At 75.6% G+C, this 16,346-nt stretch carries 15 protein-coding genes; 10 read left to right on the top strand and 5 right to left on the bottom strand.

The genetic code is table 11. The features are described from left to right. Window positions 1-91 precede the first annotated feature (91 nt). From ACFQH9_RS03055 to ACFQH9_RS03045, 3 genes are all read left to right on the top strand, one after another. Window positions 92-1,378 carry an MFS transporter gene (locus tag ACFQH9_RS03055; RefSeq protein ID WP_379563937.1) on the top strand — a complete coding sequence of 429 codons (1,287 nt, stop codon included), beginning with the start codon at window positions 92-94 and terminating at the stop codon, window positions 1,376-1,378. Between the two features lie 78 nt (window positions 1,379-1,456). Further along, a complete protein-coding gene (locus ACFQH9_RS03050) occupies window positions 1,457-2,410 on the top strand; it encodes an ATP-binding protein (protein ID WP_379563935.1) in 954 nt (317 codons plus the stop codon). A 37-nt stretch (window positions 2,411-2,447) separates the two neighbouring features. Next, window positions 2,448-2,837, top strand: coding sequence for an SCO5389 family protein (locus ACFQH9_RS03045; RefSeq protein ID WP_379563933.1), 390 nt, complete (start codon window positions 2,448-2,450; stop codon window positions 2,835-2,837). Between the two features lie 122 nt (window positions 2,838-2,959). Here ACFQH9_RS03045 and ACFQH9_RS03040 read toward each other — a convergent pair whose 3' ends face one another. Continuing rightward, window positions 2,960-3,730: a PadR family transcriptional regulator gene (locus ACFQH9_RS03040; RefSeq protein ID WP_379563931.1), complete on the bottom strand. Its 771-nt coding sequence runs from the start codon at window positions 3,728-3,730 to the stop codon at window positions 2,960-2,962. Window positions 3,731-3,967: 237 nt separating this feature from the next. On the opposite strand from ACFQH9_RS03040, the gene ACFQH9_RS03035 reads away from it, so the two are divergent. Genes ACFQH9_RS03035 through ACFQH9_RS03025 form a run of 3 tightly spaced genes read left to right on the top strand, consistent with a single transcriptional unit; the run spans window position 3,968 to window position 5,555 of the window. Next, a complete protein-coding gene (locus ACFQH9_RS03035; RefSeq protein ID WP_379563929.1) occupies window positions 3,968-4,135 on the top strand; it encodes a hypothetical protein in 168 nt (55 codons plus the stop codon). 60 nt (window positions 4,136-4,195) lie between these two features. After that, window positions 4,196-4,582 (top strand): YkvA family protein, encoded by a 387-nt coding sequence (locus ACFQH9_RS03030; RefSeq protein ID WP_379563927.1) that lies wholly within the window; start codon window positions 4,196-4,198, stop codon window positions 4,580-4,582. A gap of 22 nt (window positions 4,583-4,604) precedes the next feature. Continuing rightward, window positions 4,605-5,555: an NADP-dependent oxidoreductase gene (locus ACFQH9_RS03025; protein ID WP_379563925.1), complete on the top strand. Its 951-nt coding sequence runs from the start codon at window positions 4,605-4,607 to the stop codon at window positions 5,553-5,555. Here the strand turns inward: ACFQH9_RS03025 and ACFQH9_RS03020 are convergent. Beyond that, a complete protein-coding gene (locus tag ACFQH9_RS03020) occupies window positions 5,545-6,240 on the bottom strand; it encodes a FadR/GntR family transcriptional regulator (RefSeq protein ID WP_379563923.1) in 696 nt (231 codons plus the stop codon). The genes ACFQH9_RS03025 and ACFQH9_RS03020 overlap by 11 nt on opposite strands. Window positions 6,241-6,288: 48 nt before the next feature. On the opposite strand from ACFQH9_RS03020, the gene ACFQH9_RS03015 reads away from it, so the two are divergent. After that, window positions 6,289-7,614, top strand: coding sequence for a CynX/NimT family MFS transporter (locus ACFQH9_RS03015; protein WP_379563921.1), 1,326 nt, complete (start codon window positions 6,289-6,291; stop codon window positions 7,612-7,614). A gap of 30 nt (window positions 7,615-7,644) precedes the next feature. Here ACFQH9_RS03015 and ACFQH9_RS03010 read toward each other — a convergent pair whose 3' ends face one another. Then, complete coding sequence (locus tag ACFQH9_RS03010; protein WP_379563919.1) at window positions 7,645-8,445, bottom strand: SGNH/GDSL hydrolase family protein; 801 nt, start codon at window positions 8,443-8,445, stop codon at window positions 7,645-7,647. Between the two features lie 133 nt (window positions 8,446-8,578). Between ACFQH9_RS03010 and ACFQH9_RS03005 the strand changes: the two genes are divergently transcribed. Further along, window positions 8,579-10,039, top strand: a complete 1,461-nt coding sequence (locus tag ACFQH9_RS03005) for a thioredoxin family protein (protein ID WP_379563917.1) — start codon at window positions 8,579-8,581, stop codon at window positions 10,037-10,039. Between the two features lie 23 nt (window positions 10,040-10,062). Beyond that, on the top strand, window positions 10,063-10,578 hold the full coding sequence (locus ACFQH9_RS03000) for a UGSC family (seleno)protein (RefSeq protein WP_379564534.1): 516 nt from the start codon (window positions 10,063-10,065) through the stop codon (window positions 10,576-10,578). A 44-nt stretch (window positions 10,579-10,622) separates the two neighbouring features. Here the strand turns inward: ACFQH9_RS03000 and ACFQH9_RS02995 are convergent, their stop codons facing one another. Both ACFQH9_RS02995 and ACFQH9_RS02990 read right to left on the bottom strand, forming a co-directional pair. Further along, window positions 10,623-11,387 (bottom strand): 2-keto-4-pentenoate hydratase, encoded by a 765-nt coding sequence (locus tag ACFQH9_RS02995; RefSeq protein ID WP_379563915.1) that lies wholly within the window; start codon window positions 11,385-11,387, stop codon window positions 10,623-10,625. Next, entirely contained in the window at window positions 11,384-12,169 is a 786-nt protein-coding gene (locus ACFQH9_RS02990) for a 2-keto-4-pentenoate hydratase (protein WP_379563913.1), read from the bottom strand. The genes ACFQH9_RS02995 and ACFQH9_RS02990 overlap by 4 nt, the downstream gene beginning before the upstream one ends. Window positions 12,170-12,397: 228 nt before the next feature. Between ACFQH9_RS02990 and ACFQH9_RS02985 the strand changes: the two genes are divergently transcribed. Continuing rightward, window positions 12,398-15,841 (top strand): indolepyruvate ferredoxin oxidoreductase family protein, encoded by a 3,444-nt coding sequence (locus tag ACFQH9_RS02985; protein WP_379563911.1) that lies wholly within the window; start codon window positions 12,398-12,400, stop codon window positions 15,839-15,841. Window positions 15,842-16,346: the final 505 nt, after the last annotated feature.

Below are 16,346 nucleotides of genomic sequence, written 5' to 3'. Positions count from 1 at the left end.
GCGTCCCGGGTGTGATCCGGCCCGGACCGGGCGTGACGTCGTCGGCGGGAGCGGGCGTGTCGTCGTCCGATGACGGACGATTGGACACGTCATGAGGAGCTGGCGCGCGTATCTGGTCTGGTCGGCAGGGCTTCTGGCCTATCTCGTGGGGGTCATGCACCGGACGTCGTTCGGTGTCGCGGGGCTCGACGCGGCCGAGCGCTTCGGCGCGACCCCGGCGGTGCTCTCCGGGTTCGTGGTGCTGCAGCTGCTGGTCTACGCCTCCCTGCAGGTTCCCACCGGGGTCCTCCTCGACCGCTTCGGCGCGAAGGCGCTGGTGGTGGCCGGCGCGCTGCTGATGGCCGCCGGCCAGGCCGCGCTGGCGCTCGCGACCTCGCTGCCGCTGGCGATCGCCGCGCGCGTACTGGTCGGCGCGGGCGACGCCTTCACCTTCATCAGCGTGCTCTCCGTGCTGGGCGCCTGGTTCCCGGCCCGTCAGGTGCCGGTGCTCACCCAGCTCACCGGCCTGCTCGGGCAGATCGGCCAGGTGCTCTCCGCGGTCCCGCTCGCCGCGATCCTGCACGGGCCGGGCTGGACCCCGGCCTTCCTCTCGGCCGCGGGCCTCGGCGTGCTGTCCGCGCTGGCCGTGCTCGCGGTGTTCCGGGAGAGCCCGCCGGGCAGCCCGGTCCGGCCGGACGCGCCGACCCCGCGCGAGGTGCTCGACGGGCTGCGGCACTCCTGGCGCGAGCCGGGCACCCGGCTCGGCTTCTTCACGCACATGGGCACGCAGTTCTCCGGGACGGTGTTCGGCCTGCTCTGGGGTGTGCCGTACCTGGTCGCGGGGCAGGGCGTCGGGCAGGGGACGGCGAGCGCGCTGCTGACCCTGCTGGTGGGCGTCGGGATCGTGGCGGGCCCGGTGTTCGGCACGTTCACCGCCCGGCACCCCTTCCGCCGGTCGTACCTGGTCATCGGGGTGATCGTGCTGACCGCCGCGATGTGGACGATCGTGCTGCTGATCCCGCCGCCGGCCCCGCTGTGGCTGCTCGTGGTGCTCGTCGTGGTGCTGGCGCTGGGGCCGCCCGGCTCGATGGTCGGGTTCGACTACGCGCGCACCTTCAACCCGAGCCGGCGGCAGGGCACGGCGGTGGGGATCGTCAACGTCGGCGGGTTCTCGGCGTCGCTGGTGCTGGCCCTGGTGATCGGGCTGGTGCTCGGCGCCCTCGGCGGCTACACGCCCGCTGCGTTCCGCGCGGCCTGGGCGGTGCAGTACGCCCTCTGGGCGATCGCCCTGGTGGGGATCGTGGTGATGCGCGCGCGGGCCCGCCGCAACCTGCGCGAGGCCGGCACCGACGTCCCCACCCTGCGCCGCTACGTCCGGGAGCGCCGCGCCCGGACCTGACGGGCACCCCCGGTCGATCACCCGTTGGTGAACATCGTTACCGTTACCATCCTCAGATGACGGAGGGGAGCGGGAACGGTGCGGATCGCGTTCGTCGGCAAGGGCGGGAGCGGCAAGACGACGACGGCGGCGCTCTTCGCGCGCTACGTGGCCGGCCGGGGCCTGCCGGTCCTGGCCGTGGACGCCGACATCAACCAGCACCTCGGCGTCGCGCTGGGCGCGGATCCCGAGGCCGCCCCGCCGCGCGCGCTGGGCGGCGACCTGACCTGGTTGAAGGACCACCTGCGCGGCGAGAACCCGCTGCTCCCCTCGGCCGACGCCATGATCAAGACGACGCCGCCCGGCCCCGGCTCGCGGCTGCTCGACCTCGACCCGGCCGGTGAGCTGCTGCAGCGCTACTCGGCCGAGGTCGACGGCGTGCGCTACCTGGTGACCGGCGAGTTCGACGAGTCCGACATCGGCGTGGCCTGCTACCACTCCAAGACCGGCGCGGTCGAGCTGTACCTCAACCACCTGGTCGACGGGCCGGGGGAGTACGTCGCCGTCGACATGACCGCCGGCGCGGACGCCTTCGCCTCCGGCCTGTTCACCCGCTTCGACCTCACCGTGCTGGTGTGCGAGCCGACCCGGCGTGGCGTCGGTGTGTACACGCAGTACGCCGCCCACGCGGCCGACCACGGCGTGGCGTTGCGCGTGGTGGGCAACAAGGTCACCGACGCCGAGGACGTCGCCTACCTGCGCGAGGAGGTCGGCGACGCGCTGATCGGCTGCTTCTCCCGGTCCGCCTGGGTCCGCGCCGCCGAGCGCGGGCGGGTCCGGCCCGTCGACGAGCTGGAGGCCGAGAACCTCACCGTCCTGGCCCGGATCCTCGCCGAGCTCGACGGCCGCACCCGCGACTGGGCCGCCTACCACCGCGACACCGTCGAGTTCCACCTGCGCAACGCCCGTGCCTGGGGCGACGGTGCCACCGGCGTCGACCTCGCCGCCCAGGTGGTCCCCGGCTTCCTGCCCGGGGCCGTGCCGCGCGCCTGAACCGCTTGACCTCCTGTTCACCAACGGAAAGGAAGCCATGTCCCTCGACGTCCCCACCGCCGTCCTCGAGGCCGCCGAGCGCCGGGAGATGGACGACGCGCAGTTCCTCGCCGTCGTCCGCGACTCCCTGCCCTACGCCTGGGAGGTCGTGTCGGCCGCGGCTGCCGACCGCACCGGTGACAAGCCCTTCGGCGAGCACGAGGTGCCGCCGCCGTCGGAGTCCGAGCGCGGCCAGCTGTTGCGCGCCCTCGCGAGTACCTCGATCCGCGGCGCCCTCGAGCGGCACTTCGGCGTGGTGCTGGCCTTCCAGAACTGTCACCGGGTCGCCGCCTTCGCCCCGGCCGCCGTCGACTCCGAGATCTACCGGGAGTTCATCAGCCCGCGCGGGCAGATCCTCAACCAGTCCCCGGAGCTGCGGGACTGCTGACGAAACGCAGTATGGAACCACAATGCGCGCAGCTGTCGCCTGTTCACGCGTAGTGGTTCCATGAAGCGGCCAGACCCGCCGCCCGGAGCGCATCGCGGTTCCACGATGCGCTCCGGGTCGGGTCACTCCGCCAGCAGGCGGTAGATGGTCTTGCGCGCCTCGGTCAGTGCGGCGGTGGCCTGCTCGACCTGCTCGGGCGTGCCGGCCGCCATGACCTGCTGCGCGGCGGCGTGCAGCTGGCCGAGCTGCTCCCACAGCGCGGCCTCCGGGCCCTCCTCGCCGTCGCCGGCGAACGAGGCCCACACCTTGTCGAGCTCCTCGCGGTGCTCCTCGACGTACCGGGTGCCCTCCTCGGTGAGGTGGACGACCCGGCGCCCCTCGGCCTGCTCGACACGGACGAGACCCTCGTCCTCGAGCTGGTTCAGCGTGGGGTAGACGGAGCCGGGGCTCGGACGCCAGCGGCCCCCGGAACGCTCGCCGATCTCCTGGATGATCTCGTAGCCGTGCCGCGGCTGCTCGGCGACCAGCGCGAGCACGGCCAGGCGGACGTCGCCGCGATTGGTCCGGCGCCCGCGCCGGCCGCGCGGGCCGGGGCCGAAGCGACCGCGGGGGCCGAAGCCCGGGCCGAACGGCGCGCCGGGCCCGAAGCCGGGTCCGAAGCCGGGCCCGAACGGGCCCCCGGGGCCGAAGCGCGGACCGCCGCGGCGACCGCGGCGGCGCTCGCCGGCCTCGTCGGCCGGCTCGGAGTCGATGTTCACGGTGATGTCCGGCCGCGCGGTGGCCCCGAAGCCGAAGCCGGGGCCGAAGGGCGGACGGGGGTGCGGGCGCCCGCGGCGCCCACCGGAGCGGGGGCCGCCGAACGGGGCGTCCCAGGGCGGGTTCATGGCAGACATGTCGGTCTCCTTCGTGGTTCTCGAGCCTCCTCTGAGCCTCTCTCAGTAGCTCGTGTGCCATCACGATATATCGCAATGCGTCAGCGATGCAAGTTTCCTCTGGTTGCAGCGCGTGGTGGGGTGATGGCGTGGACCGGTCCGCCGGACGTGGCCCGGATCACCCCTTCAGCTCCGCTGGTCCCGTTCGTCCGGTTCGTGAGATCCTGGGCGCACGGACGACGCGAGTCGGAGGTGTCCATGCTGCGGGTGCTCGGGGCCGCGCTCCTCGTGGTGCTGGCGTTCACGCTGGCCGGGGCGCTGTACCAGGTGCTGGCGTGGGCCGTCGCCGTCGGAGCGCTGGTGTTCGCGGGCGTCGTGGTGTGGTCGTTGTGGAGCCGCGACGGCGGGGCGGGCGTGCGGCGGTGACCCGGGTCGCTCGGCCGCTCCCGGCGGAACGCGCGGGATCGGGCCGGCGTTGAACCGGACATGACGACCTCTTCCGGCTCGCGCTCCTTCGCGGGGCGGCGGGCGGCCCTGCTGACCCTGGCCCGCGTGATCGTGCAGGGCCGCAAGCCTGGTTCACCGACCCTCGGCGACCGCGCCCGCGTCCTGCCGCGCATGGTGGGCGGCGCGCTGAGCGGACGCTCCGGTGTGCTGACCCGCGGGCGGCTCGGGCTGCTGATCCTGGCCGTGGCCTACCTCGTGTCGCCGGTCGACCTGGTGCCCGAGGCCGTGACCTCGCTGTTCGGCCTGGTCGACGACGGTGTCGTGGCCCTCTGGCTCGGCGGCGCGCTGCTCGTCGAGACCCAGCGCTTCCTCGAGTGGGAGCGCGACGGCCGCCCGCGGATCGTCGACGGCGAGCTCGTCGGGTAGGTCCCGACCCTAGGCTGCGATCATGCGCGCGATCGTCTGCCAGACACCCGGCGGGCCGGAGGCCCTGAGCCTGCGGGACATCCCGACGCCCGAGCCCGGGCCGGGGGAGGTCCGGGTCCGGGTCGAGGCCGCGGGGGTCAACCCGATCGACTGGAAGACGCGGTCCGGGCTCGGTGCCGCGAAGTCCTTCGGCGGGAAGCCGTTCGTCGTGGGCTGGGACGTGGCGGGGGTGGTCGACGCCCTCGGCCCGGACACGGACCTCGACGAGCGCGGGTTCGCCGTCGGCGACCCCGTCCTGGGCATGGCCCGCTTCCCCAGCCCGGACGGCGCCTACGCCGAGTACGTCACGGCGCCCGCCGGACACTTCCGGGCACGGCCCGCGGACCTGTCCGTGGTCGAGGCGGCCGCGCTGCCCCTGGCCGGCATGACGGCGTGGCAGAGCCTCGTCGACGTCGGGCACCTCGAGGCCGGGCAGCGGGTGCTGATCCACGCCGCGGCCGGCGGCGTCGGGCACCTCGCCGTGCAGATCGCGAAGGCCCTCGGGGCGCACGTGATCGGCACCGCCTCCGGCGCGAAGCACGACCTGCTCCGTGAGTTGGGCTGCGACCAGGTCGTCGACTACCGGACCGAGCGGTTCGAGGAGGTCGTCGAGCCCGTCGACCTGGTCTACGACCTGGTCGGCGGCGAGACGGCCGTGCGCTCGTTCGACCTGGTGAAGCCCTCCGGCATGCTCATCTGCCTGCCCACGGTCGCGGTCGGGGCCGCGGTGGCGGCGGCGGAGGAGCGCGGGGTGCGGGCCTCCGGCGCCTACGTGCGCGCCGGTGGTCCCGGGCTGAGCGAGCTGCTCCGGCTGCACGCCGACGGGAAGCTCCGGATCCGCGTCGCCGAGACCTTCCCGCTCGAGCGCGCAGCCGACGCCCACCGGCTGGGCGAGCAGGGCCACACGACCGGGAAGATCGTCCTCACGGTGTAGTCGCGCCCGCGCCGCGGGGCCCTGCCGTCGCGTGCTCGCGCAGGAGCGAGTCGAGGAAGTCCTCGGCCTCGGCGGCGGCCGCCGCCGCCTCGCCCGCCCGGATGGCCGCGAGCAGCCCGGTGTGGCTCTCGCAGCGCCCGCCGGCCACCGTGGTCGCGACGCTGGCGTGCACCACCTCGGTCAGCCCGCGGTAGAGCTCGGCCAGCACCCCGTTGTGCGCGCAGCGCAGGACGAGCTGATGGAAGGCCAGGTCGGCGCGGACGAAGGCCGCGAGGTCGGCCGCCTGCTCGGCCTGCTCGCAGGCCGCCATCGCCTCGTCGAGCTCGGCCAGGTCCTCGGCGGTGCGGTGGGTGGCGGCGAGCCGGGCGCCCTCGGCCTCGAGCAGCCGGCGCACCTGCAGCACCTCCCGCAGTTCGGGCCCGGCGAGCCGGCGGATCGCCCCGGAGATCTCGCTGGTCGCCCGGACGAACGTACCGTCGCCCTGCCGGACCTCGAGCAGGCCGGCGTGCGCGAGCGCGCGGACCGCCTCGCGCACGGTGTTGCGCCCGACCCCCAGGGTCACGGCGAGCTCGCCCTCGGGCGGGATCCGGGTGCCGACCGGCCACTCGCCGGCCGCGACGGCCGCGCGGACCTGCTCGATGACCTGGTCGACGAGCCCGGCGCGCCGGGTGGTGGCCAAGGGCACAGGAGCCTCCTCTCATCCGAACATGGGATGTCTGTCAGAGTAGTCGCCATGGCACTGGGGGACCCGGGGCGCGCCCTGTCCGGATCCGGGCGGACGTCCTCCCATCCGCACGCGCCGGCGGGCGCCGAGCACCACGCGATCGCGGAGGGACAGGCGCTCGAGATCGCCGGCGAGGCCGCCGCCGAGGAGCGGCTGGCGCCCGCGCGGTTCGGCCCGCTGCGGGGCTCCGTCCTGCTCGCGGTCGCGGTCGTGCTGGCCGCGCTGAACCTGCGGGCGGCGGTGACCAGCGCGTCGTCGCTGCTCGGTGACGTCCGGACCGGGCTCGGGGCCTCGGCCACCTGGACCAGCCTGCTCACCACCGCGCCCACGCTGTGCTTCGCCGTCGCGGGCCTGGCGGCCCCGGCGCTGGCCCGCCGCGTCGGTCTGGCCCGGGCGATCGGGCTCGCCGTGGCGGTGCTCGGCGCCGGGCTCCTCGTGCGCGTGCTGGGCGGCGCGGGCGTGATGCTCGGCGGCACCTTCGTGGCCTGCGCCGGGATCGCGCTGGCCAACGTGCTGGTCCCGGTCGTCGTCAAGGAGTCCTTCGCCCACCGCGTGGGGCTGATGACCGGCCTCTACACCGCGGCGCTGCAGGGCAGCGGCGCGCTGGGCTCGGCGCTGACCCCGCCGCTGGAGGGTCCCGCCGGCGGCTGGCGCGGCGCGCTGGTGTTCTGGGCGGGGCTCGCACTGGTGGCGCTGGTGGTGTGGATCGTGGCCGCGCGGCACCGGCCGGCGGCCGAGGCGGTCCGCGGCGCCCGGCGCGCCTCGTGGGGGCGGCTGCTGCGCAGCCCGGTGGCCTGGTCGGTGACCGCGTTCATGGGGCTGCAGTCCTTCATGGCCTACGTGATCATGGGCTGGCTGCCGCAGGTCTACCTGGGCGCGGGCCTGTCCAAGGGCGCGGCCGGGGTGATGCTCAGCATCGCGACGCTCGTCGCGGTGCCGTTCAGCCTGGTGGTGCCCGCGATGGCCGCGCGGCGGCGGAGCCAGTCCGGCTGGAACGCCGGGCTCACCCTCCTCTCCCTCGCCGGGACGATCGGGCTCCTGCTGGCCCCGGCCGCGGCGCCGTGGCTGTGGGCGCTGCTGCTCGGCACCGGCATGACCGTCTTCGCCATGGCGATGACCGTGATCACCCTGCGGGCCGGCGACGCCGAGACGGCGGCGGGGCTGTCCGCGATGGCACAGGGCCTCGGCTACCTCATCGCCTCGACCGGGCCGATGCTCGTCGGGCTGCTGCACGAGGCGACCGGCGGCTGGACGGTCTCGCTCCTCGCGCTGCTGGTCGCGCTGGTGGCCCAGCTGGTGGCCGGGGTCCTGGCCGGGCGGCCCCGGCTCGCCTGACCGTCCGCGGCGCCGCAGTGACGAGCCGGTTCACGCGGCTCCGACGGCGGCGCGCAGGGCCGGCACGTAGCCGCGGGCGTACCCCGCGGCCGTGGGGTGGAAGGCGCCCGGGCCGCCGGGCGCGACGATCCACGGGTCGGCGCCGCACAGCCCGTGCCCGACGAAGGCGGGCCGGACGTCGACGAACGTCGCGCCGAAGCGCCGTGCGGAGTCGGCGATCCGGTCGTCCAGCACGTCCGCCCCGGCGTCGATCCGAGCGCTGCGCACCCGGTTCAGCGGGCACCCCGCCCCCTCGCCGAACAGCCGCGGGTAGCCGAGGACCACGACCCGGGCATGGGGCGCGCGCACGTGGATCGCGCCGAGGACCACCGCCAGCGCCGAGGGCAGGACGTACCGGGCGACGCGCTCGCCGGCCCGGACGGCCTGGTCGCAGCCCGCGTCGTCGGCCGCCGTGGTGCAGCGGGCGAGGACGGGCGCGAAGCCGGTGTCGTTGCCGCCCACGGTGACGGTGACGAGGTCGGTGTCCTTCGTGACCGCGGCGAGCTGGTCGCGCAGCACCCCGGCGGTCGTCGCGCCGCTGCACGCGGCCGTGGTGAACGAGGCGGCGCCGGTCGCGGCGGCGTAGCGGGCGGGGTAGGAGGCGTCGCTGCGGGCGCAGGCGCCGCTGGTGCCGTCCGGCGTGGCGCCGACGCCCGCGGCGTAGGAGTCGCCCAGCGCCACGTAGTCCACGGGCTCGGCCGCGACGGCGACCTGCGCACCCACGAGCGTCGTGGCCAGGACCAGGACGAGCGGGAGGAGCACCCGGCGGAGCCCGGAGGGGAAGCGGCGCACCCTGTCGATTCAGCCATCCGCCCGGCGCGGTGGACAACCGCCGTCCGGGTCCGGGGAACGTCCGCACCGCCACGCACCGTACCGACCGTGACCGCCCTACCGGACGACCGTTCAACCAGCTAGCGTGCAGGGCGTGTCGGTGCCGACGGAGGAGCGGGAGACGGTGACGTGGCCCGCCGACGGGCTCGTCGCCGTCGTCAAGCAGGACTGTCCCACCTGCCGACTGGTGGAGCCCGTGCTCGCCGCGCTCCCGGGGCTGACGGTCTTCACCCAGGACGATCCGGGGTTCCCGCAGGGGGTCGCCGACCGGCGGGACGACACGGAGCTGACCGCCAGCCTCGCGCTCGACATCGAGACCGTGCCCACGCTCGTCCGGTTCGCCGGGGGCGTCGAGGCCGGCCGGATCGTCGGCTGGAGCCGGGCGCAGTGGGCCGAGCTGACCGGCGTGGCGGACCTCGGCGAGGGCCTGCCCGAGTACCGGCCCGGCTGCGGTTCCCGCACCCAGGACCCGGACGTGGCCGAGGAGCTGCTGGTCCGCACCCGCGGTGGCTCGCTGCGCTCGCGCCGGCTGGAGATCGCCGCGCTGGAGGACGAGGCCGAGGCGCTGTTCGACCGCGGGTTCACCGACGGGCTGCCGGTCGTCCCGCCGACCCCGGCCCGGGTGCTGCGGATGCTGGAGGGGACCTCGCGCGAGCCGGACGAGGTGGTGGCGGTCGTCCCGCCGAACCTGGTCGAGGCGACCGTCGAGAAGGTCGCGGTCAACGCCGTGCTCGCCGGCTGCCGGCCCGAGTACCTGCCGGTCGTGCTCGCCGCCGTGGAGGCGGCGTGCACGGACGAGTTCAACGCCCACGGCCTGCTCGCGACCACCTGGGGCGCCGGGCCGGCGATCGTCGTCAACGGGCCGGTCCGCGCCGAGATCGGCATGAACTGGGCCGGCAACGCCCTCGGCCAGGGCAACCGCGCCAACTCGACCATCGGGCGGGCGCTGCAGCTGGTGATCCGCAACGTCGGCGGCGGCCGCCCGCAGGAGGTGGACCGCGCCGCGCTCGGGCATCCCGGCAAGGTCGGGTTCTGCTTCGCCGAGGACGAGGAGGGCTCGCCCTTCGAGCCGCTCGCGCAGAGCCGCGGCGTGCCGCCGGGCCGTTCGGCGGTCACGGTGTTCGCGGCGGAGGGGCCCCGCGGGGTCGTCGACCAGATCTCGCGCACCCCGGAGTCGCTGGCCCGCTCGCTCGCCCTCGGGCTGCGCGGGGTGTGCCACCCGAAGCTGGTCCGCGGGTTCGACGCCACGCTGGTCGTCTGCCCGGAGCACGCCCGGGTCTTCGCGCAGGCCGGCTGGGACCGGGCGCGGCTGGAGGCGGCGCTCGACGAGGCGCTGCTGCTGGATCGCGCGGAGATCACCCGCGGGGCGGGCGGCATCGACGAGGGTGTGCCCCCGAGCGACTCCGACCGGCCGCTGGCGAAGTTCCGGCCGGGCGGGCTGATGATCGTGCACGCCGGCGGCGGTGCCGGGATGTTCTCGGCCGTGATCGGCGGCTGGGCGGGCGGACCGGGCGGGAGCGCGCCGGTGACGAGGGAGGTGGACCCGTGGCGGTGAGCGGCAGGGGATCGACGGGGTCGCTGGTGATCCTGGACCCGACGGACGAGAGCACGCCCGAGGGCCGCACCGCGTTGACGCGCCCGGCCACGCTCGACGGGCTGCGGGTCGGGCTGCTGGACATCTCCAAGCCCCGCGGCGACGTCTTCCTGGACCGGCTGGCCGAGCTCCTCGCCGAGCGGGGGATCACGGTGCGGCGTTACGCCAAGCCGACCTTCACCAAGCCCATGCCGCCGGACCTGCGGCGGGAGGTCATCACCGAGTGCGACGTGGTGATCGAGGCCCTCGCCGATTGAGGCTCGTGCACGTCGTGCAGTGTGCACGACTTCGCCGCCCTCGAGGGCCGGGGCGTGATCGCGGCCTTCCTCGCGTCGACGGAGTTCGTGGTGGCCGCGGAGGCCCAGGCGCGGGCGCTCGGCTACCGCGAGGTGCCGTCGGTGTTCGTGCCGCACCCGATCCAGGACCGCACGGACGCCGAGATGCGCGCGCTGGCGGAGGCGGCGCTGGAGCAGGTGATCGCGGCCGTCACCGCGGGGTGAGCGACCCGTGCGGGCCCGCGGGCCCCGCACGGGCGCGACCCGGGTCACCGGCAGGGCAGCTCCAGGGTTCCGAGCCGGTCGATCGAGGCGACGACGACGTCGCCCGGCCCGACCGGCACCGCCGCGGTCAGCCCGCCGGACAGGACGATCTCGCCCGCCCGCAGGCCCTCGCCCTCGGCGGCGAGCGCGCGGACCAGCCAGGCCACGGCGGCGGCCGGGTGGCCGAGCGACGCGGCGCCCGACGCGGTGGCCACGACCGTCCCGTTCTTCTCCAGCACCACTCCGACGAGCCGCAGGTCGATGCCCTCGGGCGGGACCGGTGCGCCGACGACGTACCGGGCGGCCGAGGTGTTGTCCGCGACGACGTCGGCCATCGTGAAGCCGTAGTCGGTGTAGCGGGAGTCGAGCACCTCGACTCCCACGGCCACACCGGAGGACGCGGCCACCACGTCCGCCGCGGTGACGTGCGGGCCGGCGAGGTCGCGGCCGAGGGTGAACACGATCTCGGGTTCGCAGCGCGGCTGGATCTGCGCTCCGGTGTCCAGCGGCTCCCCGAGGTCCAGTGCGCCGGCGGCGGGCAGGAACCCGTAGATCGGCTCGCCGACGTTCACCTGCTTCTGCTTCGCCCGCGAGGTCACGCCGAGCTTCCACCCGGCCAGCGGGCCCGCGGAGTCGCGCAGCGCGCGTTGCACCCGGTAGGCGGTGGGCAGGTCCAGGTCGGGGTACTCGTCGGAGAGCTTGCCGATCGGGGTGCGGTCGGCCACGGCCTCGCTCAGCCGGGCCGCCAACGCGGCAACGTCGACGGTCATGCGCCCACCCTCACGGTGACCGGCCCGAGCCGGTCGAACTCGGCCCGGAACACGTCGCCGGGGGTCATCGGGACGGCTGCGTGCAACGCACCCGTCATGACCAGGTGTCCGGGTTCGAGGGCCACCCCGTTCTCGCCCAGGATGTTGGCCAGCCAGGCGACGACGGCGACCGGGTCGCCCAGGGCCGCCGCGCCGGCCCCGGTGTCGACCAGTTCGCCGTTGCGGGTCAGGGTCATCCCGATCATGCGGGTGTCGAGGTCGGTGACGGGCACGATCCGGCTCGACGTCGCGACCGCGCCGTTGGAGGCGAGGTCGGCGACGGTGTCGGCGAGCTTGATCCGCCAGTCGGCGATGCGGGAGTCGACGATCTCCATCCCGGCCACGGCGCCGGCCAGCGCGGCGCGGGCCCGGGTGACGGTCACGCCGGGGCCGGCCAGCCGCTCGCCGAGCACGAACACGATCTCGGCCTCGACCTTGGGGGCGATGAACCGGCTGAGCGGGACCTCGTCGCCGTCGCGGTAGACGGTCGAAGCGAGCACCGGCCCGTGGTCGGGGGAGTCCACACCGATCATCTTCTGCATCGGCTCGGAGGTCAGGCCGACCTTGTGGCCGACGATCCGGTCGCCGTCGGCGAGCAGCAGGTCGATCAGCTCGCGCTGCACCGCGTACCCGTCGGCCATCCCCAGCGTCGGGTCGTCGTCGGTGAAGGGCGGGATCGGCGTGCGGGTGCGCCGGGCGTCGTAGAGCGCCCGGGCCTTGGCCGCCGCGTCCGTCACGGGCATGCGCACCTCCTGCGTCGATGATCCCGCCCATCCTCCCCGGCCCGGTCCCCGCGGGCACGGGCAGCGCCCGGGACAGGGTGGGCCTCGGCTCGTCGGGACCGGGCCCGGCGATCGTTTCCGCTCCGGCCCGGCCGCGCGTGGTACAGAGTGTCGGCAGGGCCATCGCGACGCAGCCGGCCCTGAGGGAAGGCGCGTGAGCGCGCGAAGGGTCTCGAAGGGGAGGCACCCGTGGCGGTCGAGTTCGATCTGGGGACCCGCTACCGACCGGCGGCGGGGCCGGCCCTGCTCACCGGGGTGCAGGCGATCGCGCGGTTGCTGGTGGAGCAGCACGCGGCCGACGCCGCGGCCGGGCTGCGCACCGCCTCGTTCGTGTCCGGGTACCAGGGCAGCCCGCTCGGCGGACTGGACCGGACCCTCGCGGGGTTGCCCGAGCTCGCCGGGAGCGCGGGCCTGCGGTTCGTGCCCGCCGTCAACGAGGAGCTGGCCGCGACCGCGGTCTGGGGCAGCCAGGTCGAGGTGCCCGGGCACGAGCGGACCGTCGACGGCGCGGTCGGGGTCTGGTACGGCAAGGCGCCGGGCGTGGACCGGGCCGGCGACCCCTTCCGGCACGGCAACATCTGCGGCGCCCACCCGCAGGGCGGGGTGCTGGTGCTGGCCGGCGACGACCCCGGCTGCAAGTCCTCGACGATCCCGTGCGTCTCGGAGCGGGCGCTCGCCGGCTACGGGCTGCCGGTGCTGTACCCGGCCGACGCCGCCGACGTCGTGCGGCTGGGCCGGTACGGGATCGCGCTCAGCCGCGCGTCGGGCATGTGGGTGGGGCTGAAGATCACCGCCGACGTGGCCGACGGCGTGTACGCGCTCGACCCGGCGGAGGTCTCCGGCCTCGGGATCACGGTCCCGGAGCTGGAGTGGGAGGGCCGGCCCTGGCGGTACCGGCAGTACCCGATGCTCGTCCCGCCGTCGTCCCTGGAGGCGGAGGCCCAGCTGTACGGGCCGCGCCGGGGCATGGTCCGGGCGTTCCTCGCCGCCAACCCGGTCGACGTCCTGGTGGATCCCGCGCCGGGCGCGACGATCGGGATCGTGGCCGGCGGCAAGGCGTTCGGCGACGTCCGCCAGGCGCTGCGGGACCTGGGCGTGGAGTCCGGGGTGCGCCTGCTCAAGCTCGGCGCGATCCACCCGGTGGAGCGCGAGCGGCTGCGTGCCTTCGCGGACGGGCTCGACACGGTGCTGGTGGTGGAGGAGAAGTCGCCGTTCGTCGAGACGGCGGTGCGCGACGCCCTGTACGGCACGCCCTCCGCGCCCGCGGTGCTGGGCGCGACCGACGCCACCGGCGCGCCGCTCGTGCCGCAGGCGGGCGAGCTCACCGCGGCGGTGCTGGCCGGCCCGCTGCGCCGGGTGCTCCGGGACCGCCTGCCGCTCGCCGCGCCGAAGGCGGCCCCGCCGCCGCTGGAGCTGCTGCCCGTCGCCCGCACCCCGTACTTCTGCTCCGGCTGCCCGCACAACCGCTCGACCGTCGTCCCGGAGGGCGCGGTGGCGGGCGGCGGCATCGGCTGCCACGCGATGGTCGCGCTCACGCACCGGGAGGTCAGCGAGGTCGGCTCGCTCACGCAGATGGGCGGCGAGGGTGCGCAGTGGATCGGCCAGGCGCCGTTCACCACGGCCCGGCACATGTTCCAGAACATGGGCGACGGCACGTTCGCGCACTCCGGGCAGCTCGCCGTGCAGGCGTGCGTGGCCGCGGGCGTCACCATCACCTACAAGCTGCTGTACAACCGCGCGGTCGCCATGACCGGCGGGCAGGACGCCGAGGGCGGGCTCGAGGTGCCCGCGCTCGCCGCGAAACTGCTCGCCGAGGGCGTCGCGAGGGTCCTCGTCTGCGCCGACGAGCCGCAGCGGTACCGGGACCTGCCGCCGCTGCCGAAGGGCGTGGACCTGTGGCACCGGGACCGGTTCGACGAGGCCCAGCGGGTCCTGGGGGAGATTACCGGCGTCACCGTGCTGATCTACGACCAGCGGTGCGCCGCGGAGTCCCGGCGGCTGCGCAAGCGCGGCGCGATCCCGGTCCGGCCCACCCGCGTCGTGATCAACGAGGCGGTGTGCGAGGGCTGCGGCGACTGCGGGGCCAGGTCGAACTGCCTGTCCGTGCAGCCCGTCGACACCGAGTTCGGCCGCAAGACCCGCATCGACCAGACCTCCTGCAACACCGACTACTCGTGCCTCGACGGGGACTGCCCGTCGTTCGTCACCGTCGAGGCGCCCGTCGGCAGGACGGCCCGGCGCGAGCGCCCGGAGCCGCCGGCCGTGCCCGACGTCGAGGTGCCGGCGACCGGCGACGTCTTCCTGGCGGGCATCGGCGGGACCGGGATCGTCACGGTCAGCCAGGTGCTCGCCTCCGCCGCCGTGCGCGACGGCCGGGCGGTGCACGGCGTGGACCAGACCGGGCTCTCGCAGAAGGCCGGCCCGGTCGTCTCGCACCTGCGGGTCGGCGACCACGGCCCGGCCAACCGGGTCGGTGTCGCGGACTGCTACCTGGCCTTCGACGCGCTCGTCGGGGCGGACTCCCGCCACCTCGCCCACGCCGCGCCGGACCGGACCACGGCCGTGGTCTCCACCAGCACGGTGCCGACCGGGGCGCAGGTCCGGGACGCGGGCGTGACGCCCCCGGCCGCGGACGAGCTGCTGGACCGGATCGCCGGCCGCACCCGGGCCGTCGTCACGCTCGACGCCCAGGCCGCGGCCCGGGCGCTCTTCGGCGACGCCACGCCGGCCAACCTGCTGCTGGTCGGGGCGGCCCACCAGGCCGGGCTGCTGCCGGTCTCCGCCGCCGCCGTCGAGTGGGCCATCGAGCTCAACGGCGTGGCGGTCGGGGCCAACACCGCCGCGTTCCGCTGGGGCCGGGTGGCCGTGGCCGACCCGGCGGCGTTCGCCGCCGCGGTGCCGTCGGCGGCGGTGCGGGAGACCGAGCCCCCCGGATCGACACCGGCTCCCGACCTCGGCGGGCTGGCGGGGGAGACCCGGCGGCTGGTCGGCCTCCGGGCCGCCGAGCTGGTCGCCTACCAGTCCGCGCGGACGGCCCGCGGGTACGTCGCCGACGTGCAGACGGTCTGGGCGGCCGAGCGGGCGCTGGGGGAGGACACACGGTTCTCCGAGGCCGTGGCGCGCGGGCTGCACCGCCTCACCGCGTACAAGGACGAGTACGAGGTGGCCCGGCTGCTCACCGACCCGGCCTTCGAGGCGCGGCTGGCCGCGGAGGTGCCGGGCGGGACGCGGATGCGCTACCGGCTGCACCCGCCGGTGCTCAAGGCGCTCGGCCGCCGGCGGAAGATCGCGCTCGGGCCGTGGATGCGGCCGGTGCTGCGGACGCTGGCCAAGGGCAAGGTCGTGCGCGGCACCCCGCTCGACGTGTTCGGCCGGACGGAGGTCCGCCGGCTGGAGCGCGCGCTGCGCGACGAGTACCGGGCGATGGTGCTGCGGCTCGCCGCGGGGCTGACCCCGGAGACCTACGGGACCGCGGTGGCGGCGGCGGAGGCGGCAGAACTGGTCCGCGGCTACGAGGAGGTCAAGCTGGCCGGGGTGGCGCGCTACCGGGCCCGGCTGGCCGAGCTCGGCGTCACGGACTCGACCCCCGGCGGGCCCGCCGAAGCGCCCCCTCCGGTGGGCCCGGCCTCTTGACGATCGCCGTCCCGGCGTTCCCGATCAGGTGACCCAGGTCCCGTAACGCCGTTCGGCGCGGTCTCCGAGCGACGCCGCGGTGACCGCCCGCACAGTCCGCTAGCACTGCGTCGAGTGCATTTCACCGAGAGTGACAGCGGGTGGACCGTAGGGCCCGTCCGTGCGGTGAACGGCGGGCGAACGACCCGCGTGTCGCGCCGACACGCCGGACGAGTGCCGTTCCGGCCACTCGGCGCGCCACCCGATCCGGTGGTCTCGCCGGGCGCATCCGGGCCGAGACAGTGGGTACCCGGCCCCGCTAGCGTCGTCCGCGGATCACGACGAGGTCACGAAGTGGACACCGGGCCGGCACCCCCCGAGCCGTCCCGCTCCGGCTCCCCACCGGAAGTCCGGCCCCGTCACGATCCGGAAGGAAGATCGTGGCACGGCATCGCTCCCCCCAGGGCCGTCGCGCGATCGCCGGGCCACCGCTGCCCGCCGCCCCCGCGGCGGCAGCGGTGCCCGG

The organism is Pseudonocardia lutea, from assembly GCF_042658055.1.
In the GTDB taxonomy this organism is placed as follows: Bacteria; Actinomycetota; Actinomycetes; order Mycobacteriales; family Pseudonocardiaceae; genus Pseudonocardia; species Pseudonocardia lutea.
The sequence above is the reverse complement of the archived record's forward strand: the minus strand, read 5'-3'. Positions and strand labels throughout refer to the sequence as shown.

Bases quoted from the DNA above. Each gene is read 5' to 3' on its own strand.
- ACFQH9_RS03055 (WP_379563937.1), top strand. From the start codon at position 92: ATGAGGAGCTGGCGCGCGTATCTGGTCTGGTCGGCAGGGCTTCTGGCC.
- ACFQH9_RS03045 (WP_379563933.1), top strand. From the start codon at position 2,448: ATGTCCCTCGACGTCCCCACCGCCGTCCTCGAGGCCGCCGAGCGCCGG.
- ACFQH9_RS03040 (WP_379563931.1), bottom strand. From the start codon at position 3,730: ATGTCTGCCATGAACCCGCCCTGGGACGCCCCGTTCGGCGGCCCCCGC.
- ACFQH9_RS03035 (WP_379563929.1), top strand. From the start codon at position 3,968: ATGCTGCGGGTGCTCGGGGCCGCGCTCCTCGTGGTGCTGGCGTTCACG.
- ACFQH9_RS03030 (WP_379563927.1), top strand. From the start codon at position 4,196: ATGACGACCTCTTCCGGCTCGCGCTCCTTCGCGGGGCGGCGGGCGGCC.
- ACFQH9_RS03025 (WP_379563925.1), top strand. From the start codon at position 4,605: ATGCGCGCGATCGTCTGCCAGACACCCGGCGGGCCGGAGGCCCTGAGC.
- ACFQH9_RS03015 (WP_379563921.1), top strand. From the start codon at position 6,289: ATGGCACTGGGGGACCCGGGGCGCGCCCTGTCCGGATCCGGGCGGACG.
- ACFQH9_RS02995 (WP_379563915.1), bottom strand. From the start codon at position 11,387: ATGACCGTCGACGTTGCCGCGTTGGCGGCCCGGCTGAGCGAGGCCGTG.
- ACFQH9_RS02990 (WP_379563913.1), bottom strand. From the start codon at position 12,169: ATGCCCGTGACGGACGCGGCGGCCAAGGCCCGGGCGCTCTACGACGCC.